This window comes from Alteraurantiacibacter palmitatis, assembly GCF_037154115.1.
Taxonomy (GTDB): Bacteria; Pseudomonadota; Alphaproteobacteria; order Sphingomonadales; family Sphingomonadaceae; genus Alteraurantiacibacter; species Alteraurantiacibacter palmitatis.
On the sequence record NZ_JBANRO010000002.1, the window covers coordinates 1 to 22,902 of the forward strand.

At 60.7% G+C, this 22,902-nt stretch carries 19 protein-coding genes; 8 read left to right on the forward strand and 11 right to left on the reverse strand.

The annotated features are described in order from the left end of the window. The first annotated feature begins 145 nt into the window (after positions 1–145). The 7 genes from WFP44_RS02055 (at position 146) to WFP44_RS02085 (ending at position 11,135) form a co-directional block, all read left to right on the forward strand. Complete coding sequence (locus tag WFP44_RS02055; RefSeq protein ID WP_336924686.1) at positions 146–517, forward strand: hypothetical protein; 372 nt, start codon at positions 146–148, stop codon at positions 515–517. A gap of 105 nt (positions 518–622) precedes the next feature. Then, positions 623–3,910, forward strand: a complete 3,288-nt coding sequence (locus WFP44_RS02060) for a helicase-related protein (protein ID WP_336924687.1) — start codon at positions 623–625, stop codon at positions 3,908–3,910. Beyond that, the gene (locus WFP44_RS02065) at positions 3,907–4,566 is read left to right on the forward strand and encodes a DUF4391 domain-containing protein (protein ID WP_336924688.1); all 660 of its coding nucleotides are present in this window, start codon (positions 3,907–3,909) and stop codon (positions 4,564–4,566) included. Before WFP44_RS02060 ends, WFP44_RS02065 begins: the two co-directional genes overlap by 4 nt. Before the next feature lie 412 nt (positions 4,567–4,978). Next, the gene (locus tag WFP44_RS02070; protein WP_336924689.1) at positions 4,979–7,015 is read left to right on the forward strand and encodes a site-specific DNA-methyltransferase; all 2,037 of its coding nucleotides are present in this window, start codon (positions 4,979–4,981) and stop codon (positions 7,013–7,015) included. A gap of 3 nt (positions 7,016–7,018) precedes the next feature. Continuing rightward, positions 7,019–7,393, forward strand: coding sequence for an ATP-binding protein (locus WFP44_RS02075; protein WP_336924690.1), 375 nt, complete (start codon positions 7,019–7,021; stop codon positions 7,391–7,393). After that, positions 7,381–8,037, forward strand: a complete 657-nt coding sequence (locus WFP44_RS02080) for a hypothetical protein (RefSeq protein ID WP_336924691.1) — start codon at positions 7,381–7,383, stop codon at positions 8,035–8,037. The genes WFP44_RS02075 and WFP44_RS02080 overlap by 13 nt, the downstream gene beginning before the upstream one ends. After that, complete coding sequence (locus WFP44_RS02085; RefSeq protein WP_336924692.1) at positions 8,034–11,135, forward strand: type III restriction-modification system endonuclease; 3,102 nt, start codon at positions 8,034–8,036, stop codon at positions 11,133–11,135. Before WFP44_RS02080 ends, WFP44_RS02085 begins: the two co-directional genes overlap by 4 nt. 42 nt (positions 11,136–11,177) lie before the next feature. Here the strand turns inward: WFP44_RS02085 and WFP44_RS02090 are convergent, their stop codons facing one another. Further along, positions 11,178–11,753: a recombinase family protein gene (locus WFP44_RS02090; protein WP_336924693.1), complete on the reverse strand. Its 576-nt coding sequence runs from the start codon at positions 11,751–11,753 to the stop codon at positions 11,178–11,180. Positions 11,754–12,160: 407 nt separating this feature from the next. Here WFP44_RS02090 and WFP44_RS02095 point away from each other — a divergent pair, with 407 nt between their 5' ends. Next, positions 12,161–12,391 carry a hypothetical protein gene (locus tag WFP44_RS02095; protein ID WP_336924694.1) on the forward strand — a complete coding sequence of 77 codons (231 nt, stop codon included), beginning with the start codon at positions 12,161–12,163 and terminating at the stop codon, positions 12,389–12,391. Between the two features lie 3 nt (positions 12,392–12,394). Here the strand turns inward: WFP44_RS02095 and WFP44_RS02100 are convergent, their stop codons facing one another. The 10 genes from WFP44_RS02100 to WFP44_RS02145 all read right to left on the reverse strand — a co-directional run bounded on the left by WFP44_RS02100 (position 12,395) and on the right by WFP44_RS02145 (position 22,898). After that, on the reverse strand, positions 12,395–15,097 hold the full coding sequence (locus WFP44_RS02100; protein ID WP_336924695.1) for a conjugal transfer protein TraG N-terminal domain-containing protein: 2,703 nt from the start codon (positions 15,095–15,097) through the stop codon (positions 12,395–12,397). A gap of 45 nt (positions 15,098–15,142) precedes the next feature. Beyond that, entirely contained in the window at positions 15,143–16,570 is a 1,428-nt protein-coding gene (locus WFP44_RS02105) for a conjugal transfer protein TraH (protein WP_336925026.1), read from the reverse strand. A 64-nt stretch (positions 16,571–16,634) separates the two neighbouring features. Continuing rightward, complete coding sequence (locus tag WFP44_RS02110) at positions 16,635–17,462, reverse strand: conjugal transfer protein TraF (RefSeq protein ID WP_336924696.1); 828 nt, start codon at positions 17,460–17,462, stop codon at positions 16,635–16,637. Then, a complete protein-coding gene (locus WFP44_RS02115) occupies positions 17,443–19,176 on the reverse strand; it encodes a conjugal transfer protein TraN (RefSeq protein ID WP_336924697.1) in 1,734 nt (577 codons plus the stop codon). Before WFP44_RS02115 ends, WFP44_RS02110 begins: the two co-directional genes overlap by 20 nt. Continuing rightward, positions 19,173–19,937 carry a type-F conjugative transfer system pilin assembly protein TrbC gene (gene trbC, locus WFP44_RS02120; protein WP_336924698.1) on the reverse strand — a complete coding sequence of 255 codons (765 nt, stop codon included), beginning with the start codon at positions 19,935–19,937 and terminating at the stop codon, positions 19,173–19,175. The genes WFP44_RS02115 and trbC overlap by 4 nt, the downstream gene beginning before the upstream one ends. Then, positions 19,934–20,950, reverse strand: coding sequence for a conjugal transfer pilus assembly protein TraU (traU, locus tag WFP44_RS02125; protein ID WP_336924699.1), 1,017 nt, complete (start codon positions 20,948–20,950; stop codon positions 19,934–19,936). The genes trbC and traU overlap by 4 nt, the downstream gene beginning before the upstream one ends. Further along, the gene (traW, locus tag WFP44_RS02130; RefSeq protein ID WP_336924700.1) at positions 20,947–21,585 is read right to left on the reverse strand and encodes a type-F conjugative transfer system protein TraW; all 639 of its coding nucleotides are present in this window, start codon (positions 21,583–21,585) and stop codon (positions 20,947–20,949) included. Before traW ends, traU begins: the two co-directional genes overlap by 4 nt. After that, complete coding sequence (locus WFP44_RS02135) at positions 21,582–22,106, reverse strand: S26 family signal peptidase (protein ID WP_336924701.1); 525 nt, start codon at positions 22,104–22,106, stop codon at positions 21,582–21,584. Before WFP44_RS02135 ends, traW begins: the two co-directional genes overlap by 4 nt. Beyond that, positions 22,093–22,500, reverse strand: a complete 408-nt coding sequence (locus tag WFP44_RS02140) for a type-F conjugative transfer system protein TrbI (RefSeq protein WP_336924702.1) — start codon at positions 22,498–22,500, stop codon at positions 22,093–22,095. The genes WFP44_RS02135 and WFP44_RS02140 overlap by 14 nt, the downstream gene beginning before the upstream one ends. Next, complete coding sequence (locus tag WFP44_RS02145) at positions 22,497–22,898, reverse strand: hypothetical protein (RefSeq protein WP_336924703.1); 402 nt, start codon at positions 22,896–22,898, stop codon at positions 22,497–22,499. The genes WFP44_RS02140 and WFP44_RS02145 overlap by 4 nt, the downstream gene beginning before the upstream one ends. Positions 22,899–22,902 lie beyond the last annotated feature (4 nt).

The following is a 22,902-nucleotide window of genomic DNA, read 5'->3' on the forward strand; positions in this document are numbered from 1 at the left end:
CCATCACGCCCAGCGATGGGCATCATAACGGCTCAAGGCTCTACTCGTAGCTGGTAGAAACTTCGGGCTCAGACCACAAGCAATCTGGAATCAGGACGAAATTCCGGTCATTCTGCGACGGACGGGTAAAGGCGAACTCCTGCGGGTGCGCTTGCCGTTCAATAGCGACAACCACCAGTGGTTGCAGAATGCGCGTCGGACGACGCCGAGCTGGATCGCGTCGCACAAGTTCTGGGAGATTCCGAAAGCCTGGTTTGATGACTTCGTGAATCGTGCGCTTCAGAAACATGGCCGCCTCTACGTGATCCAGCCTTATCGCGAACAGGAAATCTGCTCACCGTCGTGCCAGAACGCTAAGGGACATGAGTGCCAGTGTTCCTGTATGGGTGTCCATCACGGGACCGGCGGGGATGGTAGCTGGTTTGAGGTGTCCGACGCCTTTTCGACCCGCTGGGGCGAACGTGTGCTCGCATGTCGTCTGATGGTTGCCAAGGTTCCGCCACGTCCCGAGCGCTAGGGGTTGCTCGGGATGAGCATGCCCCGCTGCGGGAGCGGGTGTGAGTGTGGTGACGGACTCAGTTCATGGTTTAAGCGGGCAAGAACTTGAGGTATCCCGCCCGCTGTGCAAATCATTGATAACATCAACGTGTTGCTCGGAGAAGAGCTCAAGAAAGACATCAAACGCGGCCAGCGGCTCCGCATTGCCGCATCGAGCTTTTCAATTTTTGCGTTCGAGGCTCTGCGCAAGGAGCTTCAGCAGATCGAAGATCTGCAATTTCTGTTTACCGAGCAGACGTTCACCGCCGAGCGTGCCACTGACGGGAAAGCTCGCGAACGCCGCGAGTTTTTCATCCCAAAATCTAGGCGAGTAGCCGGTCTTTCCGGTTCAGAGTTCGAGATCCAGCTCCGGAACCGGCTGACACAGCGGGCGATCGCGCGGGAGTGCGCCGAATGGATCCGCAAGAAGGCGCGCTTCAAATCCAATGCGTCCTCGGCCCCAATGCAGCAGTTTCTCTCGGTCGACGGAGCGCCGGCTAGCGTCGCCTACATGCCTTTATCGGGGTTCACGGCGGTCGACCTCGGCTATGCGCAGGGCAATGCTGTTTCCAATTTCGTGAACCGCTTCGACGAGGCGATGCACACCCAGAGCTACATCCAGCTCTTCGACACCATCTGGTCCGACCCGTCGCGCGTGGAAGACGTCACTGACGCGATCTGCGACCACATCGCCTCGGTCTACCGGGAGAATTCGCCCGAGCGCGTCTATTTCATCATGCTCTACAATATCTTCCATGCGTTCCTGGAGGATATCGACGAGGACGTTCTCCCCAATGACCGGACGGGCTATCAGGAGAGCCTCGTCTGGCAGAAGCTGTTCAACTACCAACGCGATGCGGCGACCGGGATCATCAACAAGCTCGAAACCTTCAACGGCTGCATCCTGGCGGACAGCGTCGGTTTGGGGAAGACGTTCACCGCACTAGCAGTGATCAAATACTATGAGCTGCGGAACCGTTCGGTTCTCGTGCTGTGCCCGAAGAAGCTGACCGATAACTGGCTGAACTACAGCACCAACCTGAAAACCAATCCGTTCGCGCGCGATCGGTTCAACTACGACGTCCTGTGCCACACGGACCTGTCCCGCACCTCGGGCTCATCCAACGGCATTCCGCTCAACCGGGTGAACTGGGGCAACTACGATCTCGTGGTGATCGACGAATCCCACAACTTCCGGAACAACGATGCGTTCAAGGAAAAAGAGACCCGCTACCAGAAGCTCATGAACCAGGTCATCCGGGCCGGCGTGAAAACGAAGGTGCTGATGCTTTCTGCGACACCGGTGAACAACCGGTTCAATGATCTGCGCAACCAGCTGGCCTTGGCTTATGAAGGCCACTCCGACACGCTGTCGGAGAAGCTGAACACCACCGCCAGCGTCGAGGAAATCTTCCGCCGGGCGCAGGCTGCTTTCAATCGCTGGTCGAAACTGCCGCCTGAGCAAAGGACCGCCGAGACGATCCTGACAGAGCTCGACTTCGACTTCTTCGAGCTGCTCGACAGCGTGACGATCGCTCGCTCGCGCAAGCATATCACCACCTTCTACGACATGACAGACATTGGCCATTTCCCGGAGCGCCGGAAGCCGTTGTCCTTCCGGCCGCCGCTGACCGACGTCCCAGGCGCGATGGATCTCAACGAGATTGTTGCGCAGCTGACGCTGCTCAAGCTCTCGGTCTACGCGCCCACCAGCTACATCCTGCCGAGCCGCCTCGCCAAGTATGAGGCGCTGTACGATACCGACGTGTCAAGCGGCGGCGGGAAGCTGCGGCAGGCTGACCGCGACAAGAGCCTGCAGGCCCTGATGACGGTCAACCTGCTGAAGCGCCTTGAAAGCTCAATCCATGCGTTCCGGCTGACCTTGGGCTCATTGGCGGACAACATTCGCAAAACGTTGGATGTGGTCGAAGACTACGGTTCGGGCCGTAGCACCAGCTCGATCATCGACTATGCTGACGACATAGAAACACTCGAGGCAGAAGACGATGAGCTGGAGGGGTTCGGGGCCTACCGTGTCGGCGGCAAGGTCCGGATCGATCTTGCGGACATGGACGTGCCCGGCTTCGCACATGATCTTGAAGCAGATCTCGCCCTGATTGATGCTCTTCTCGGCGAAATGACCCGCATCACGCCTGAGCATGACAAGAAGCTTCAGCATCTGAAGAGCCTGATCGCGGATAAGCTGGACCGGCCGATCAACTCCGGCAACCGTAAGGTGATCATTTTCACCGCCTTCGCGGATACGGCGAACTACCTCTATGACCAGATTGCAGCGGAGATGTTGGCGCAGCACCGCCTGCACACCGGGCGCGTGACCGGATCGGACGCCCCCAAATCCACTCTCGGAAGGGGATATGACTTCCAGACGCTGCTCACCCTGTTCTCGCCGCGCTCAAAGGAGAAGGCGGCGATCATGCCCGATGAGCCGGGTGAGATCGACATTCTGATCGCCACCGACTGCATCTCGGAAGGCCAGAACCTGCAGGACTGCGACTTCCTGGTGAACTACGATATTCACTGGAACCCTGTCCGGATCATTCAGCGGTTTGGGCGGATCGACCGCATCGGCTCGCCCAATGCGCAGATCCAGCTGGCGAACTATTGGCCGGACATCACCCTCGACGATTACATCAAGCTCAAGGAGCGCGTCGAAAACCGGATGATCATCGCCGACGTTACCGCGACCGGCGATGACAATGTGCTGACCGCCAAGGCGAGCGACACAGCCTATCGCCGCGAGCAGCTGCGCCGGCTGCAGGAAGAGGTCATCGAGTTCGAGGATGTCCGCACCGGCATTTCGATCACGGACCTGGGCCTGAACGATTTCCGCATGGACCTGCTCAACTACGTGAAAGAGCACGGCGACCTCGCCTCGACGCCAAAGGGACTCCACGCCGTGGTCCCGGCTGAACCTGCGAAGGGGCTGGAGCCGGGCATTATCTTCGCGCTGAAGGCCGCGGGCGGTGATGCCTTTGCCAATCGGCAGAACCGTTTGCATCCCTACTATCTGATCTACATGGGCAATGATGGGAGCGTCGTCGCCGATCAGACCCAGGTGAAGCGTCTGCTCGATCTGGTGCGGACTGCGGCGAAAGGCGTGACAGCACCGGTCCCGCTTGCATTTCGACCGTTTAATACCCGAACGGCTGACGGTCAGGATATGAGCGGGCCGTCCCAGCTGCTCAACGCCGCAATCCGCGCCATGATCGACGCCAAGGAGGAGCGGGATCTCGACAGCCTGTTCTCGACCGGCGCCACCACTGCGCTCTCCCACACCATCCGCGGTTTGGAAGACTTTGAGCTGATCGCCTTCGTCGTGGTGGAGCAGCCAGAGGCCGGAGCTGCTTCGTGACCCTCTACGCGTGGCCGCCGCGAACTGCATTTGGCCGCGCAATCCCGAAAAGCCGGATATACGGCGCCGCGCAGGTTCCGCGCGCGATGCAGGCCAAATTCGTCGATCAGGTCGAGCGCATGGAGTGGACCCACGTGCTTCGCGCGGATCGGTTGAATCTACGACCGTCGGCAGACGTCGAGGAAATAGCCGTCATTGCGATAGACCTCCATGCGCCGGACGTCGAACCGGCGGTGCTGGTGGCGATCGAGAAGGCCATTCCGCGGCCTTTGATCCTCGAACTCAACCATGCCGGGCGCACTCGGATGGCAATGGCGTGGAAGCGCCCCAGTCAGGCGGAGGCGGGCAAGTGGGTCACAGCAACGCACGCCTTCACCGCTTGGGAAGCGGGGGACGCACCGCGTCAGGCTCTGCCCACCGCGCTGGACATGGGCACGCTCTATGCGCGGCTGCTCGAGCCTCTGCTACCGCCCCGGCGAAGCGACGACGAGCCGATTGCGGTGCGTGTTGCCCGGGCGGAAGAGGCCGCACAGATCGAACGCGAGATCACGCGCCTCGAAAATGCTCTGGCAAGGGAGAAGCAGTTCAACCGCAAGATTGAGGTCAACGCGGCGCTTCGTGCGGCGAAAGCGAAGCTCGACGCGCTGCGAACCTGACCGCCGCAGTAAATTGTTGCGCTTTTTCGTAACTTGTGTATAATAAAAACCAACTTCTTCCACTTCGGGGGTTGGAGTCGGTTCGAATCCGGCGGCTGCACTAGTCCTGATTGCCTTTCTTTCAATCTTTCGCTTCCTCGGAAGCAAGTTTTTTAAGGAGAAGGCTATGGGCAAAAAACTGAAGAATTCTATTTCGAAAGTCCGTGTAGTAAATCGTTGCAGTGCCAATCTGGTCAAGTTCGTCCCTCATTTCATCGAAACCGTGTGGGCGGTCGGGACTGGTGTAGCCGCATCGGTGGTATCCTCCTCCACCCATTGAGCGGGCAGCCCAACGGCTGCCCGCTCCTCATTTGCCCATCAAGTGCCGCTGTCCGTTCGACAAAAGCTGCCTTGCCCGCTAGGAAATCGGGCCATGGACAAGATGAAAATGCACAGCCCTGACCTGTCTCAGGACAATGTTGCCAAGATCCGCGCCCTTTTCCCTGATTGCGTAACGGAAGCCGTTGACGAGCAGGGCAATATCCGGCTCGCCGTGGATTTCGATCAGCTGCGCCAGACGCTTTCGGATCATATCGTGGAGGGCCCGCAGGAGCGCTATCGGCTTGACTGGCCTGGTAAGCGCGAGGCGCTTCTCACTGCCAACGCCCCCATCGCCAAGACCCTGCGGCCTTGCCGCGAGGAGAGCGTGGACTTCGACACCACCCAGAACCTCTTCATCGAAGGCGATAACCTTGATGCTTTGAAGCTACTTCAGGAGAGCTATCTTGGTAAGATAAAGCTGATCTACATCGATCCGCCATACAATACAGGCAGCGATTTCATCTACGAAGATGATTTCGCGGAGGATTATCGGGAATACCTCGTCAGATCAAATCAAGCTGGAGATGACGGAAAGCTGATCGCTAACACCGATAGCAACGGGAGATTTCATTCCGATTGGCTGTCCATGATGTACTCTCGTCTAAAGTTAGCGAGAAATTTGCTCGCATCCGATGGAGCAATATTTGCGTCGATCGATGATAATGAATCCGCCAATCTCAAGAGGTTGCTTGATGAAGTATTTGGCGAGCAAAATTTCATCGATACCGTGGCAGTCGAGATGTCGACGACCTCTGGCCCGAAAACGGTTAACGCTCAGCAAGGTCAGATCGTCAAGAACGTTGAGTTTGTGCACATATATCGCAAATCTGAAAAGTTTGACCAACTAAGGCACATACCCCTACTCGATGGAATCTCGTCTTTTGACACACATTATTCTGTGTTCATGCATGACGATGGCTCGATAGGTTCACTTGCAGATGAGCTCTCTGCGGACCCGCAAATTCTTGCCGATATCGAACGATACAAGCTCATGGATCGCGGCTCGTTCAGCATCAAGAACATAGACAAGCTTTTAGCGATGTCGCCTGCCGCTAACGCGTTTATCGAGGCACATCTTCAACAGATTGCTCGTGTCGATAGGCCGCCAGTTTCTGCAGAGGGGCAGATAACGCAGGTCGGGCGATGGGTCCCCTTTGAGGTCGATCATCGAACTTACTTTCTGACGACCCTGTCTAACGGAACGTTGCAGGCCCTCATGCCACTTTCCCTGAATTTTCGGATGTCAGATGACTACAAGCCAAGGTTTGGCCGAAGCGTGATACGTGGCGATCTCTGGAAGGGCTTCCACCAGGACATGGGCAATGTGGCGAAGGAAGGCGGAATGCCTTTCCCTAGCGGAAAGAAGCCGGTCCGGCTCATCACCCAGCTAATCAAGTGGGCGAACAACTCGCGAGATGGGGTCGTACTAGATTTCTTCGCCGGCTCGGGCACTACCGCACATGCCGTGTTGGCGCAGAACGCTGCCGATGGCGGGAGCCGCAAGTTTATCATGGTGCAGCTCCCTGAGGAGATCAATGCTTCGACGAAAGAGGGAAAAGCTGCAGCTCAGTTGTGTCGCGAGAACGGGCTAGAGCCAGTTCTGTCCGAGATGTCTAAGGAGAGGATCCGGCGAGCGGGTTCTAGCGTGATTGAAGGGGAATGCCACAAAGACTGGAACCGAGACGTCGGCTTTCGTGTGCTCAAGATCGACAGCTCTAATATGAGCGACGTCTACTACCGTCCTGACGAGGTGAGCCAGGACGAGCTCTTCGGGCAGGTCGACAGCGTGAAGCCGGATCGCACCGGCGAGGACCTGCTGTTCCAGGTGCTGCTCGATTGGGGCGTGGAACTGACCCTGTCGATCAACCGCGAAACGCTACATGACAAGACCGTCTACTCGGTGGACGGCAATGCCCTGATTGCCTGCTTCGACACTGGCGTCACCGACGAGTTGGTAAAGGAAATCGCCGCCCGCGCGCCGCTGCGCGCCGTGTTCCGTGACACCAGCTTCGCCCGCGATGCCGATCGCATCAACGCCGAGCAGCTCTTCCGCCAGCTCTCGCCGGGCACCGAACTGAAGGCCATCTGAGCGATGGATCAGGCCGCGCTCACTTCTCTGCTCGCCCAGCTTATCGCCAATTGGGAGGATGAGGTGGTGGAGTTCAAGCGCGGCAAAGATAGCTTTTCCGCGACCGACTTGGGCAAATACCTCTCGGCCCTGGCCAATGAGGCGAACCTGCGCGGCAGGGATCGCGCCTGGATTGTGTTCGGGGTGGATAACAAAACCCGCCGGGTGGTGGGCACAACCTACAAGGAAGGTTCCGAGCACCTGCAGGCCACGAAGAAGCAGGTTCTAGACGGAACGAGCAGCATCACCTTCCGCGACATCCAGATTACGCCACCGGTGTCCGGTCTACGCCGCGCCGCTATCGCAACAACTGGCTGGTTCAAGCAATGGCCGAACTGAACATGATCGATCAGATGGGTTATGGAATCCAGCGCATCTATGAAGCCCAGCGACGCCGGTTCTTCCCGCTGCCCGACTTCGATGTGAGCGACCCGACTGCGGTCCGGCTCACAATCCATGGACGGGTCGTTGACCCGGCCTATAGCCGCTTGCTGATGCAGCAGACTGACCTCGATCTGGAGGACGTCGTCAACCTCGACCGGGTCCAGAAAAAGCTTCAGATAACTGATGACGCTCTACGACGCCTGCGTCGCCAAGGGCTCATCGAAGGGCGCAAACCGAACATATTTGTGTCGGGCAAGATTGCCGCCGCAACGGCAACCAAGGCGGAATATATCAAGCAAAGGTCGTTTAACGATGCTCACTACGAGGAAATGGTGCTGAGCTTTCTCAGCAAGTTCGGCACTGCCTCTCGTAAGGACATCGACAGCCTCTTGGATGACAAGCTGGGGGAGGCCCTGAGCCCGAAGCAAAGGCACGACAAGATCGGAAATTTGCTTTCAGGGTTGCGGAAAAAAGACATCATTTTCAATGATGGTCCGCGTTCCGCGCCTCAGTGGAAGCTGCGGACAAACGCCGAACATTCTTTGAATGAAAGTACGAAACCACGAAAGAATTTTACGAAAGAGGGCGGGCTGAAATGAAGCTCAAATTCAAGGTTCAGCCCTACCAAACCATGGCCGTCGACGCGGTGGTCGATTGCTTTGCAGGCCAGCCCTTCAGCGTCGGCCCAGCCTATAGGATCGACCCGGGCAAACGGAACCAGGCAGAGGCTTTTGACGACGAAGGGTTCCGCAATCCGGATATTGCGCTCACTGACGCCCAGCTGCTGACGAACATCAACACGGTCCAGCGCCGCCAAAATCTCCCGCAGTCACCATCCCTGACCAGCTTCGTCACGCGGGATGCGAAGGGCAGGGCGGTGCCCGCTTCGGCTGCCTATCTCAAGAACATGGTCGCCGCCGCACCGCTTCATCTCGATGTCGAGATGGAAACGGGGACCGGTAAGACCTACTGCTACATCAAGACGATGTTCGAGCTGAACCGGCGCTATGGCTGGTCGAAGTTCATCATTATCGTCCCGAGCGTCGCCATCCGCGAAGGTGTGGCCAAGTCGCTTTCGATCACAGCTGAGCACTTCACCGAGACCTATGGGAAGAAGGCCCGCTTCTTCATCTACAACTCGAAGCGACTGCACGAGCTCGAGAGCTTCTCGTCCGATGCCGGACTGAACGTGATGGTCATGAACATCCAGGCCTTCAACGCCAGCGGCAAGGATAACCGCCGCATCTATGATGCCCTCGATGACTTCCAGTCACGCAAGCCGATCGATGTGATCGCCGCCAACCGGCCGATCCTGATCCTCGATGAGCCGCAAAAGATGGAAGGCAAGGCCACGGTCGAAGCCCTTCCCAAGTTCCGCCCTCTGTTCATCATGCGGTATTCGGCAACGCACCGGACCGAGCACACCAAGATCCACCGGCTCGATGCGCTGGACGCCTACAACCAGAAGCTGGTGAAGAAGATCCAGGTCCGGGGTATTGCGCTGAAGGGACTGACCGGCACGACGGCCTATCTCTATCTCGAGGGGATTGAGACGGTCGGTCGCGGCAAGGGCGGGCCTTTCGCCCGCCTGGAGATGGAGATCAAGGATACCACTGGAACGATCAAGCGCCGGCTGAAACGGCTGAAGTTCCGCGATGACCTCTACGATTTATCAGGCGGGCTCGACCAGTACCGCGATTTCGTCGTGTCGCAGATCGATGCCACCGCCGATACCGTCGAGTTCACCAATGGGATCACGCTTAAGGCCGGGGAGGCTTATGGCGACCTCTCGGAGCGGGACATCCGCCGGATTCAGATCCGCGAATCGATCCGTGCCCATCTCGAAAAGGAGCGTCAGCTCTTCGCCCAAGGGGTCAAGGTGTTGTCGCTGTTCTTCATCGACGAGGTGGCCAGGTATCGCGACTACAGCCGCGACGATCAGAACGGCGAATACGCCCGCATGTTCGAGGAAGAATATGCCGAGGCTGTTGCGAACGTGCTCGCGGAGCTTCCGCTCGATGAGGCTGCTTGGCGAAAGCACCTCGAGGCGATCCCGGTAGCCAAGACACACGATGGCTATTTCTCGATCGATAAGAAGACCAAGCGGTTGAAGGACCCCGAGGTTGGTGCACGGTCAACGGATTCCGATGATAGCGATGCCTATGACCTCATCCTGAAGAACAAGGAGCGGCTGCTTTCCTTCGATGAACCCGTCCGGTTCCTGTTCTCCCATTCCGCGCTGAGGGAAGGGTGGGACAATCCGAACGTGTTCGTGATGTGCATGCTCAAGCACAGCGAAAACACGGTTTCACGCAGGCAGGAAGTGGGGCGCGGTCTCCGACTGGCCGTAGACCGGTTTGGCGATCGGCTCGATCATCCCGCGACCGTCCACGACATCAATATTCTCTCGGTGATCGCGAGCGAAAGCTACACCGATTTCGTCGCGGGACTGCAGAAGGAGATCGCCGAAAGCCTCTCCGCCCGGCCGCGCAAGGCCAGCCAAGCCTTCTTCGTGGGCAAACAGCTGCAAACGCCGGAAGGGCCCGTGACTGTTACCGACCAGATGGCGACGCAGATTCACCGCTACCTGATCAAGCACGACTACATCGACGACGCAGATCAGATCACGGACACCTATTATACCGCGAAGGCCGAGGGCACTTTGGCTGTGCTGCATGACGATCTGGTCCCGTACCAAGCTGAGGTCTTCAGCCTGATCGACAGCGTCTACAGCGATGCAGCTCTTCCCAAGTTCGAGGACGGACGGAAGCCCAAGCGAAACCCGCTGAACGACAATTTTCACAAGGGCGCGTTCCAGGAACTCTGGAGCCGGATCAACCGCAAAGCCGTCTACCGCGTGGAGTTCGACACTGCGGAACTGATCCAGAAATGTATCAGTGCACTCAACAGCGAATTGCGCGTGACCAAGCTGCAATACACTGTGCAGACGGGGATCCAGTCGGACAAGGTCTCCGATGAGCAATTGCGGGATGGGACTGGCTTTACCGTCACGCGCAACGAAACCGTCCAGGCCGCGTCGGCCCGGTCGGCGGTGAGGTACGATCTTTTGGGGAAAGTCTCAGACGCGACCGACCTCCTGCGGCAGACCGTGGCCCAGATCCTCACAGGCATCGAGCCTGCGATCTTCGACCAATATCGCGCCAATCCCGAGCACTTCATTTCTGAGGCGGCGCGGCTGATCAAGGAACAGAAGGCTGGACACCTGATCGAGCAGCTCGTCTACGATCCGATCGATGAGCGCTATGACGCCGATATCTTCACCGCAGCTGAGATCGGCCAGGATTTCTCCCGGGCGACCGAGCGGCTCAAGAACCACGTCTTCGACTATTGCATCACAGACTCAGGGGTCGAGCGCGACTTCGTCGGGGAGCTGGATACAAGTGCGGAGGTCGAGGTCTATGCGAAGCTACCACGCGGCTTCCTCATCCCGACCCCTGTGGGCGACTACAATCCCGATTGGGCCATCGTGTTTCGCGCCGGCGCCGTGAAGCACATCTATTTCGTCGCTGAAACCAAAGGCTCGATGTCGTCGCTCGTGCTTCGAGATCTCGAACGGGCGAAAATCGACTGCGCCAAGAAGTTCTTCGCCAAGCTGGCGGAATCGAACCCGACGCCTAACGTCCGGTACGGGGTAGCTGACAGCTACAACAAGCTGATGGAGATCGTGACGAAATGATCATTGGCCTGGCGCCTCTTAGCTCGCCCGAAGACAGCTCGTTCAAATTCCACCGCGTTTGATCGTCCGATACACGGTCGGCCGCGAGACCTTGAAGAGCTTGCCGAGGTCGCTGATCGAGTATTCGCCGGTCGCGTGCATCTTGAGCAGCTCGCGCTGCTGGAGGTCAGATAGCTTGGGCGGCTTGCCGCGGAGCTTGCCCTTGTCGCGGGCGATCTTCATTCCCTCGCGGGTGCGCAGGCGGATGAGATCGCTCTCGAACTCGGCGAAGGTGGCGAGGATGTTGAAGAACATCCGGCCCATCGGATCATTGGGATCGTAGACCTGCTTGCCAAGCGCGAGGCTCACCCCGCACTTTTCCAGCTCATCGGCGATCGCGCGCGCGTCGGGCACCGACCGGGCGAGACGATCCAGCTTGGGCACAACCAGCGTCTTGCCGGCGCGGACCGCGGCCAGCGCTTGGGCGAGGCCGGGGCGATCGCGATTGCGGCCGGTCAGGCCGTGGTCGGTGTAGATGCGGTCCTCGGGCACGCCGAGCTCGATGAGCGCCCGGCGCTGAGCCGTCAGATCCTGCTTGTCGGTCGAGCAGCGGGCATATCCGATGAGAGTGGTGGTCATTTGTAACGGATGAGGCCCCTGTGTGAGAAAGTAAAGCGTACCACCTTAATGAGAGAGCGGGCAAGCCGGATTTGCGGAGGGGAGGGGGGTCTGACCTCCGTTCCCCCAAAAGTGTCCGGTGAGCGATCCCTTTTGGTCAATGGCATGAGTCTGGGCCGAACGAGATATCTGTCGAGGTTGTTGGGCGGCCAGCAAAGGGCGATTATCTCGCCTTCTCTCATACCGACGAAGCAGCCGTCCGGAGGCATCAGGCTAACGATCGCGGGCCTAGGCTTTTGGCTTGGACCGCAGCTTCCCGGCCAGCGCCAAGAGGAGAGAAAGCTCCGGTTCGCCGGGCATCCATGGGCAACTGTCGAATTTTTCTAGCCCCGCCCGAGTGTTTCCTCTATGTTCCAAGGAGAAGCGGGATGAATGCCATCATGACCAATTTCGACATCGATGCAGAGAAGGCTCGCGAAACCTGCAAGTGGGATGGGCTGTCCGAAGTCGATCAGGCCCTAAGCGAAAATCGCCTTACGGCGTATCGGATTAGGAAGGCATGGGCTGATCCGTTGTCGCGGGCATTGACCATCGCCTGCATCGCCATTTTGGTTCTTTTTGCTGCCTTCGTTGTTTACTGGGACCTCATCAAGGCCTGATCGCTACCACTCCTTCACATCGTCTGCGGCCTCCACACTCGCCCCCTTGGCGCGCTTAGTGATAGCTTCCAAGCGCGATCTCGGTCCTTCTATCATCTGGCGACCGCCAGCTTGAGCGCGCTGCACCTCATCTTTGATGGTAACTGTCTCCACCTTGGGGACGTCCGTTGATACTCCCCCGCCGATTTGCGCGCGCCCGCGCACGGAGCCTGGACCAGATATCGATGGGCGAGAAATGGACTGTCCTGCGGGTAGAACAAGGCGATCTTCGATGCCGTCGCGAAGTTCCTCGGCGTAGCTTTCAATGAATTTGCCCTGCAGTGCCTGGCCGTCCGGGCTCAGCTGGAAAGCGATGTCGTCGAACCGCGCGTTGCCGTAGAAGTCGCGATTGCCCTCGATCTCTGCCAAGCCCCAGTCTCGATATGCTTGCGACAGGTTGAGATTGCCAGCTGCACTGTCGCCTTCGAAGAACGACGCCTGGCTCTCGAGACGATTGGCAAGCTCCTCAGCCCGGCGTGCCTCTACCGTGTAGCTTTGCGCCTCTGTCAGAGAGGCATTCAGTCCGCTCGCGGTGGTCGAGGTCGAAGAGCTTGACGACGTGCTCACCGAGCGGACGAACCCGTCGCGAGCGCTCGACCAGTTTCGGCTATCCGACATCTGGGAAAGGCTACCGAAGATCCGCGAACGGTCCTCCGAAGCGATACCCACATCACTGTCCGTCCACGATTGGTTCCGACCACCTTTGGCTCCAATCTTCGCCGATGCGACTCCATTTGTGAGACCGGCGCTCGCGCCAGCCTCTCCATTAAGGAACCAAGAAACGGTTATGTCATCGGCTGCTCTGCGCGATAGCCCGAACTGCCGCTGCAGGTTGGTCGAAGCCTGATCGACTTCGCTGTAAGCGGTCTGGATGCTGTCCGAGGTCGACGAGCCGGTGGCGCTCTCGAAGGAATTGCCCCTGCTGAACTGGTCCCTGAGCTCACGGAACCTGCTCACCGCACTGCTCGTCGATTCCGCGGCGACGTTGGCATAGCTCTCGCTGTTGGCACGCGCCTGCGAAGCCATGGTCGACAGCCGCGATGTGAATTCCTGCCCCAGCGTTGGGGTGAAGGGATAGCTCGAATTCGGAAGCTGATCATAGCTTGCCTGCCCGAAGCTGGTGGTCACCGCGCCGCTGTCGCTGACCGTGCGCGTCTGCGGTGCGCCATAGGTGAAGCTGGGCGCCACGGTCCCTTGCGCGAACTGGCGGGTGAGCACGCTCGAATTCTCGAAGCTGGTGTTGCCTAGCGAGACGTTGCCGGTGCTTGCTTCCCGCGCGGCCTCCTCCGCCGCGTTCTGGCTCGGATTGAGGTAGCTCGTCGCATGATGCGAGATCGCCATCGCGCCCTTGGCCACGCCGCCCGCGAGGAACGGCACCGAGGCGATCAAGTAGCCTGCCAGAAGGCCGATATCGCTGTTGACGTCGGCCATGCCGGTGAAGCTTGCGAGGCTGATGCCATTCGCGCCGGTCGCCGCCGTCATGTCGGCCGATCCTTTGACCATGAGCATCATATGGAGGATCACGAACAGCGGACCCCACGCGGCAAGGTAGAAGAAGCCGGTGATGTAGCCCTTCAATGCCATCGGTCCGGTCTTCGGCATCAGGAACAGCGGGAAGAGCACGGGGAACAGCGCGTAGAACAGCACCGTCAGCACGATATTGAGCAGCGGCACCCACTTCATCGCATTGCTGGCAATCGAGCCATAGGTGCGCTCGGTCTGAATGTCGGCGCGGGTCTGGGCATAGACGTCGACATTCCCGGCACCGGTTGCCGCCGACATCGAATGCATTGCCTGGCTCATCGCGTTAATGGTGAGCGTCTGTTTGAAGATATCGGTCGCACTCGACGAGACACCGGTCAGGTACTGGTAGGCGACCGGCAGGTCGGCAAACAGCTTGGCCTTGGCGAGGGTCGCTGTCTGGTTGGGGTAAAGCTGACGTCCGAACACGGTCCCCATGCTGTCGACGAGGCTCGCCCACTGGGCATTGAGCGCGCCATAGGCCTCGCGGCAAGTGACGATGTTGGCGGTCACCGCGCCCGTTCCCGCATCACGCGTGAGAAAGCGCTGCGCCCGCGCCTGACTGCCCGGCGCTATCGTCGACCAGATGTCGCCGCTCTCGGCCAGTTCCTTCATCGAGTAGCGGCCCAGCAGCACATCGTAGAAGACGCATTGCCGGAAATGCTCATCGAGGTTGGCCGCGAATTCCGGATCGGAGATGCGCAGCGAGCGCGTCGCGTCATAGAGCCGCGCGCCGTAGATCATCCCGTTCTTCGAGTAGTTGAGATCGCCGGGTAGGGCGAACACGACCTCGGCCGAGCCTGTCAGGTAGTCGCCGATCTGGCTAGTGAAGCTCGCCATCAGCGCAAGGCCGAGCGGCACATTGCTGACCGTGGCTGGTGCCAGGCCGGGATTGATCCGGTCGGTGACGCGCACATCGAGCCGCGGCACCATCAGACAGGAATAGATCAGCGTCGCGCCAAGGAACCAGTTGATCCATGCACGCCAGTCCTGGTTGAACGCCAGCGTGATCGCCGACAGGGCCAGGCCCATCACCATCACAACCTGCAGCAGGCTCTTGTAGCCGCCGTTGCCGGTCCAGGCCGCCACCGCCTGGAAGACATTGACGAGGTAATCGCCGCCGCCAACCGTGAAAATCTCGACCATCGTGCTGCGCTCCTCGCGAGGCGGCCTTGCGGCTGGGTGTAGGAATTACTGGGAGAGCGCGCGCGACTGCACGCCGCGCGACCAGTCGAGCGAAGCCGACATGCCGGGCGACATCGAGGCGGCGAGCACATTCTCGATGAAGGCGGTCTTTTCGATGATCTGCATGATCGCGCCGACTTTGAGGTGCGTGTTGGCCTGCCGGTCTGCGAGCGCCTGCCGCACAACGTTGACCTGTCCCTGCCACATCGCGATCTTGGCTTCGTCGGCGCCGATGAAGCTCGACATCGAACGGCCGGATTCACTCACGATCCGGTCGAGCACCGCGAACAACAGGTCGACACTCGCGATCTCGGCGAGCGTTTCGCGGTCGTCAGTCGGCATGCCGCGGCCATAGGCGGCCTGCACGGTGAGGATCTTGTAGAGAGGGATCGAAGCGACCTGCAGCAGTTCCTTCTGCGCCTCGGTGATCGGGGTGTCTTCGCGGATTGCGTCCACCATCCCGGCGATCAGCGCTGAGACACGCGGTCGCAGCGCTTTGGAAGCCGAAAGGCTCAATGGCTTGAAGCCGGGATCGAGGCATTTGTCGGGCTCGTCGCAGTCATAGATGAGAACATTGCTGCCGCTCGTCCCGTCGAGCAGGGAGGTTACGAGCGTCGAAGAGGCATCGCCCGCGATCGGCACGAACTTGCCCGGCTGATCGTCGGTAGGCGGGATGTAGATGATCGTGCCGAGCAGCGTCATCGCATATTCAGCGAGTTCGCGGTCGAAGTTGCCGCCCGGCGAGAAGAACGCCGACTTCTTGAGGATCGTCCATGTGTAGTTTCGGGCGACGCCCGGATTGACGTCGTCATACTTGCCCGAACCCTGCGCCGTGGTGCTGGCTCGCTGCCCCCTGGTGCCGCAGCCATGCTTAGCAGCCGCGTAGTCGGTGAAGATGCCTTCGGAGTTGCCGATCGCTTCGCAGATTGCCTTGTCCGCAAGGTCGCCCTTTGGCCAGATCCCGCCCACCAGACCCTGCGCCATCTCGCATGAGTTGATGTTGAGGTTGTTCATGAGCTGCGCTTTCTGGGCAAACTCCTGCATGATCTTCGAGCACTCGGGGCAAACAGTGTCGATCGCGAGGCTGAAGGCGAACCCGACCGCATTGTTGGCGACCGCCTTCATCATCGCCACGATCTCGCTGGCATTGATGAAGCTGAAGGACCCGGCGAAGATGTCGATGCCGCCGCAGCCGGCGCGCGCTCGCGGCAATTGCAGATTGGCGATGCTGGTCGTCTTTTGCGGAAAGCGCGTCCAGACATTGCCGAGGCTGTAGTAACCGGCTGACTGGCCTTCGAAGGCGGTCGGACCCGTGACGTTGGACGCCCCGCCGACGTCGTCGAGGAACGCGTCCATCGAGCTTCCGACATCGGCCGACGCGCTTGTGAGGGGCAGGGTGACGGCAAGCAGTGCCGAAAGAGCTCGGGACTTCATCCCATGGCTGGGGGTGCCGCGCTCGCGGCCCAGAGGTCCCTTGCTTTTTGATTGGCGCGATGTTTCAGTAGTCACGGCCAGCTTCCTTCGATGTGAGGAGATAGATGCGGTCCTGGAGCTCATCGGCGCTCATCACCCCGTAGCCGATCGGGATGGGGCGGCCCTTCTCGGCGTCCCACAGCACGACCGCGGGGGTGATCTTCGGCTCGAGCCCGAGCCGCGCGCGCTGGTTGGTCTCGACGGTGTATCCGGGGAAATGGCGCGACGGACCGCCATCGGTCGAGATCGCCCTCACGGTGATGCGCCAGCGCGAAGCCACGCCCTGAACGATCGGTGACATGACCTCACAGGCGCCGCAGCTTTGCGCAAAGAAGTAGAACAGCCCGTAGCGCTGTGAGAGCCGGGCCATCGCGGCATCGCGCTCCGCGTTGCGATCATCCTGCCATTGCCGCTTGCCGAGCGTCGAGACCGGGCGCTGCAGCGTGTAATCGAGCTCGGGATCCTGCCAGATTGCCCGCTGCCAGACATCGCTGAACAGCGATGCCCGGTCGAGTTGTTCACGCTGAAAGCGGATGTAGGCGGTCACATTCGCCGGGGTCGGCTCGAGGATCGCCTTGGCCTTGAGCTCCCGCAAGGTTGCGGTCACAGCATCGAGCTGTTCGGTCGCACTTTCCGGTTGCTGCAGGTCTTCCTTCTGGGGCTTCTCGGCCTTGGGTCTGGCGCAGTAGAACCAGTAGCCGAGCTTGCGCTCCTGGCAGTAGAAGCTGTCCTGTTGCTCTCCGGTCTGCACTGTTGGTTGTTCTTCGGCCCGCAGCGGCGTCGCCGCGACGGCAAGCAGAGCGATGCAGGTGGCGAGCGGCCGCAAGGCGGCCCTAATTGCTGGCACGGGCATAGTAGTCCTCGATTTTTTGCTGGAGATCGCTGGCTGCTGTGAGCTCGTCGGGCAGACGGGCAGCCTCGGTGAACTCGGCGTAGACCTCACTGAAATCCATCTGGCTGAGATCGAGCCGGGAAAACTCGTCGAGCGTGAAGCCGCGGCATTGCTCGGTCTTGGGTTTGCCCCACGGCTTGTTCAGCTGCCTGCGACCCTGCTCCTGAAGGATCCGCGAGAGCTTGGATTCAAAGCAGCAATAGGCCTTTTTCTTGGTCAGGCAGACGCCGAGAAAGCTGTCCGAGCAATAGGTGCCGACATAGGCGCACAGGCCCTTGGCATCGCGTTCATGCAGCAGCATTTCCTCGCGGCTGCAGCCAAGGCTCACCAGAAGCTGGATCCCGGGGATAAGCGGAAAGCCCTTGCCCTTGCAGCAATTGAGCACGCCGAAGACTTTGGACGAGCAGGTATTGCGGGTCCCCTTGAACAATGTGAGCGTGTCGGGATCGAGCTCGCGGCGGGCCTGGTCCATCGCATTCAATGCGACGACGGCATCCTTGAACTCGTCGTTCGCCTCGCGCTCGATCGTCTCGCATGAACCGTCGATGCAATAGACGTCGCCATCACATATGAACTGGTTGGGGCTACCTGGCTGGTCGGGAACCGGGCAATCATAGACCCGCTCCCACGTGCGACAGGGCTCGCCCGACAGGCATTCCTCGCCGACCAGCGCGCAGCCCGGGGTCGTCTCGAGGGTTTGGCAGTCCTGTGCTTCGACAAACTGGGCGCATGTGAACTGCCGCTCCCACGCCCAGCAGGGCTGTGTCACGGCAACGCCATCGATGATCCGGGTGACCGGATCGCTGTCAGTGCAGGTCTCGATGGCCTCACGGCAGCTGGCATCCGCTACTAGGCCGGCGCAGCGGCTTTCATCGCGACTGGTGGTGACGTTCCGCGTCGCTACGATGTTCTGGAGTTCGCCGCCTGTAACCGAGGCGGGGCAGGACATGACACTGATGGGGTTCCCGGGCTCGGCACAAAAGCGCGGTGGGCCGAAGTCGCCCCATTGCAGGCAAGGACCTTCGATAAATCTCGTCCGCTCGCAGCTCGCCGCATGGAACCGAGTGCAATCTTCCTCAAAGCCCGAGCCGAATTCGCTGCACCAATAGATGTAGCGGGTCTGTGTCTCGACCGCGACGTTGAGCGGGATCGCACAACTGCGCGTCTCCTCGCTTGCCGTGTAGCCGACATTGCAGGTTGCCATGTACCGCGCGCCCGTTCCGCTGCCAGGGGGCAGCGGGACGCAGCGGCCCTGCGAGCCGCTGACGCTCATGCCGCTGGTAAAGGCAAGCGGGTCGGCGCTGATTTGCCCGCTGCGAGCAACAACCGCATCGAGGTCCTCGGGCGTGAAGCGCGCGCGCCGCTCCATGGAATCGCGCATGGTGCGATAGCCGGTGTTGGCATTCGCCTGGCTTGCCGCGTCACGCTCCATGCGCGCCGGATCATCGAAATAGCGCGCTTCAGCGGGGGCGCTGCTGAAGTTCGGGATCCGGTCGGCGTCGGGGCGGGCGGTGGCCGCGCTTTGCGCAGCGCCAGCCTGCTCGCGGCCAAAGGCCTTCCCTTCTGCCTTGGCCGCTTCTGTGGTGATGGGACCCTGTGGCGCGGTCTGGGCCTGTGCGGCGGGTGCAAGCCAAGCGCTGAGGGCGGCAAGACTGATGATGAGCCTGCGCGTCATTGTCCGGTCCTTTCAAGACGGCCAAGATATTGGGATGCAATGCGCGCCGCCGGGCCTTGCCCGCGTGCGATGGTCTCGAGCGCGAAGGCGGGTTTCACATTGCCGCTGATGCGATCATGTGGCGGCACGGTGGTCTGGCAGTCGAACCCGTCGCACAGATCAAAGTCGCTGCTCGCGACCACATAGGTCGGGACCGCCGTCACGTTGAAGGCGCGGAATAGGCGCGGGTCGATTCCCACCTGTCCCAGCGTGTCCTGATCGAGCGCGAGCTGGCCGAGCGCCTCAGTAAAGGCCTTGGCGCTGCCCTGCGGAAAGCCGCGGAGCGCGACCACGCCGCCTGCAGCATTCACGTCCCGGATCATCTGTTTGAGAGCAGCCGGCGGCATTGACAGCGATGCAAAGGCTATGAAGCGCGGTGCTTCACCGAGATCGCTTGTCGCCATCGCTCCGGCATCGACCACCATGCGGTCGAAATCGAAGGTGTCCTGCGAGGGGGGCTTTGCTGCCGCTCGCGCCGCCTGCGTGTAGGCCTGGCCATGCGTCTGCGCGCCGCGCGCATTGGCATCGGCCTCTTCCATGAGGGCCTTGGCCCGCGCTTGTGCCATGGCCGCCAGCGCCTCTGCCTCGCCCGCATTGATCTCAGCCTTCGCGCGAATGGCTGCGAGGTCAAGCTCGGGTTCAATTGACTGTGTGGCGGCCCCGGCAATGGCCGCGAGGCTTACGAAAATCGTAAGTACAGGAAATATGAAGGGGGTTTTCATAGCGCGCAGCAGTTCCGTTTGCGCCAGACCAGGTAGCCCATGTCCTCGCCGATCGCGGGATAGACCTGTCCTGCTGACATGAAGGTGGAGGAGGCGCCAATCGGCGCGCAGGCATAGCGGCCCTTGGTCTGCGGATTGGGGTTGGTGGCCTGGAAGCGGTATTGCTGCTTCCTCATCACCGGCATGAGATACTTGCCGCACAGGCCCTTGCTGCCCATCGTGCCCCAGGCGACGAGCTGGCGATGGAGCTTGTAAGAGAAGCGCGACAAGGCGAGCCGCGACGCCTGCACGTGGCCGATCGTCGCCGAGACATTGCCATTGAGCGGGTACATCGTTCCCTGGCACCCGGCGCACCAGAACAGATCGTCACTCGGCAGCTTCGAGGTGGCTGCGACGCAATCGGCCGCGCAGGCAGCTAACGCCAGCGGGTTGGCGAAAAGCACGCTTTCGGGGTTGATGATCGCAGTGAGCTCGCTGTCCTGCCACAGCGGATCGATCTCGCTCACATAGAGAATGTCGACCGACCCTGCCTCGAGACACAGGAAGTCGGCGACGAGCTCCATCCAGTAGATGAGCGGATAGGCGTACCAGTGGACATGCCACTGCGAATGGTATTGCGTCGAGCCGCCCACCGCCGAAGGCCCGGCCATGGTCTTGAATCCGATGTCGAACCCCGGATCGATCTTCATCCCGCCCAAATTGACGAAGCACCACGGCTTCATGCTGACATCGGCAAGGCGCACGGGCTCCCAGAAGCCCATCGCGATACCGGGCCGAATACCGCACAGGCAGACCGGAAGATCGGGATTGTCGGGGTCCGGACGGTTCGATGGCCATATCTTGAGGCTGCCGACCGAGATCGGGAACAGGCACGACCAGCAGATGTCGGTGATCGGGTTCACGAACTTGCCCGTGCATTTGCCCGGGCCCGCATCCGCGCTGGCTGGCGCGCTGAGGCTCAGCATCAGGAGCGCGCTGCAAATCCATGTGAGAAAACGATTTCTGGGGGTCATGACGTTTTGCGCTCCCGAGGTTTGAGCGGGACCTCGCTGACGCGCAGCACGCGGCCCTGCTGCTCGACCACGGCCGGAACGGCACGGATGCCGAAGTGCTTCACGAGGGTGCCGCCCTGGTCGAAGTAGAAGCGGCGCTGGCGGGCTTTCATGAGCGCGAGCGGCGCGCCGCGCACCAGAATGAACTTGGCCGATGTGGTCCCATAGCGCTGACTGGCCCAAGCGAGTTGCGCCGGGTCGTCGCCATCGAGAAACACCAGGGAGCTGCGCAGGCGCACCGTATCAAGCGGATTGACCCGCGTGCCGGCCGCAATGATGATGCGGCCCTTCTCATCGCCAATATCGCGTTCTGCGCTGATCGTCGGATCGAAGTCCCACGTACGGGCGGTTACGGCGTTCGTGATACCCGCGACCGGCTCGGGACGATTGACCCGCGCGATCGTGCGCTGCTTCAGTTGCTCATTGAGCCGCGCGGTCTCTCCCGTCTTTTCAAGGTGAACCAGCCGCGCTTCGATCTGCGTAAGGAGATCGGGCTCGATAACCGGCCAAAGCGTCCCGTGCTGGCCGTAGTCGCGCGCGGCAGCAGGCGCGCTGCAGGCGAGGCACAGTGCTGCGGAGCAGAGGAGCGCTTTCACAGAATCGGCCTCCCGACCCCAAGGATGCGTGATTTGCAGACCCATCCGATCGCCGCATAGCGGCTGTCAAAGCTGTCCTTGTGCGGCGTAGTCACGAAATAGCAGCCCTTCGGCACCCTTCCGGTTGGGCCGAGGACAAGCGCCTCGCCGCGGCGGCTAACCGGTTTGGCCGTCGCCACCAGGCGTCCATTGACGAAGAAAGCGCGGTCCTTGCGGGTCACGACATCGCCGGGCGCGCCGCTCACCATCTTGCCGAAGGGCTTCGGCTCCTTGCCGAAATGCGCCTCGAGCAACGGGGAGGGTGGCGGGACGAACAGGATGATGTCGCCGCGCTGCGGGACCGCGCCTTTTGTGGTCCAGAATGCCCAATAGGGGAGGCTCGGGCTCACATTGATCATCAGCGCATGGCCCTTGGCAAAGGCACCGAGCGCCGTGAGCGCGAGTGCCCCTGCGCTAAGGCCTGCGAGGAGAACAAAGCGGCGCGCTGTGGCCGAACGAGACAGGAGGTCAGGGCTGCGCATCGCGAACGCCTGCCACCCGCCGCGCCACATCGGCGCGGACACTTTCGGTAAGGTCGGGCGCGCTGCCCGACACCACAGCCTCGGCCACCAGCACGGTGCGCCCGTCACGGCCCAGCGCCTCGACCGAGGCTTCGACCGCCTTCAGGTAAAGCTCGACGTTTTGCTTCGTCTCTTCAGGGGGGCGGCCCGCGCGCGCCTCGGCTTCGATGAAGTCGCCCATGATGCGGCTCAGCTGAACCGTCACCACTTCGCGCTTCTGAAGGGTGAGCAGCGCGTCGGTAGCCCAGACGCCCCAGAGGGTCGAGGCGATCATGCTTGCTCCGAGGACGAGGGCAGTCGGATTGATTGCGGGCAGCCTGCCGCGCAGGTCTTTTGTTGCCAATATGTTCTTCACGACTTTTCTCCCGAAAGCTCGTTGTTCAAATCACGCAGGAAGCGTGGCAGGCGCCAGGCAATCAGCAGGGTGGCGAGCCCGATGAGCACCACTTTGACCTCGCCAAGGAATGCGGCCTGGCGGGCATGATCGGCCGCCAGAAAGCGCTCGGCGATGTTGGCGATCTGCCCAAACAGCAGCCCTGCGTCCCCGCCCGACAGGGCAAGAAAAAACAGCAGCGGCGCGCCCAAGGCCATGAGATAGCTCGAGGCGATAAAGCCGCTGGCCTTCAGCGCGATGTAGCAAAGGTCGCTGGTTCGCCTCTGCCAGGTGCGTTTGGGTGCGGAAGTCACCGACGCTATATTTGACTGAGGGAGCACCGGCGCTTGATGTACCGGGTCGACGAGATGGAGTTCCATGGTT

Coding starts and splice junctions, on each gene's coding strand:
- WFP44_RS02070 (WP_336924689.1), top strand. CDS start 4,979: ATGGACAAGATGAAAATGCACAGCCCTGACCTGTCTCAGGACAATGTT.
- WFP44_RS02075 (WP_336924690.1), top strand. CDS start 7,019: ATGGATCAGGCCGCGCTCACTTCTCTGCTCGCCCAGCTTATCGCCAAT.
- WFP44_RS02080 (WP_336924691.1), top strand. CDS start 7,381: ATGGCCGAACTGAACATGATCGATCAGATGGGTTATGGAATCCAGCGC.
- WFP44_RS02085 (WP_336924692.1), top strand. CDS start 8,034: ATGAAGCTCAAATTCAAGGTTCAGCCCTACCAAACCATGGCCGTCGAC.
- WFP44_RS02090 (WP_336924693.1), bottom strand. CDS start 11,753: ATGACCACCACTCTCATCGGATATGCCCGCTGCTCGACCGACAAGCAG.
- WFP44_RS02095 (WP_336924694.1), top strand. CDS start 12,161: ATGAATGCCATCATGACCAATTTCGACATCGATGCAGAGAAGGCTCGC.
- WFP44_RS02100 (WP_336924695.1), bottom strand. CDS start 15,097: ATGGTCGAGATTTTCACGGTTGGCGGCGGCGATTACCTCGTCAATGTC.
- WFP44_RS02105 (WP_336925026.1), bottom strand. CDS start 16,570: ATGAAGTCCCGAGCTCTTTCGGCACTGCTTGCCGTCACCCTGCCCCTC.
- WFP44_RS02110 (WP_336924696.1), bottom strand. CDS start 17,462: ATGCCCGTGCCAGCAATTAGGGCCGCCTTGCGGCCGCTCGCCACCTGC.
- WFP44_RS02115 (WP_336924697.1), bottom strand. CDS start 19,176: ATGACGCGCAGGCTCATCATCAGTCTTGCCGCCCTCAGCGCTTGGCTT.
- trbC (WP_336924698.1), bottom strand. CDS start 19,937: ATGAAAACCCCCTTCATATTTCCTGTACTTACGATTTTCGTAAGCCTC.
- traU (WP_336924699.1), bottom strand. CDS start 20,950: ATGACCCCCAGAAATCGTTTTCTCACATGGATTTGCAGCGCGCTCCTG.
- WFP44_RS02135 (WP_336924701.1), bottom strand. CDS start 22,106: ATGCGCAGCCCTGACCTCCTGTCTCGTTCGGCCACAGCGCGCCGCTTT.
- WFP44_RS02145 (WP_336924703.1), bottom strand. CDS start 22,898: ATGGAACTCCATCTCGTCGACCCGGTACATCAAGCGCCGGTGCTCCCT.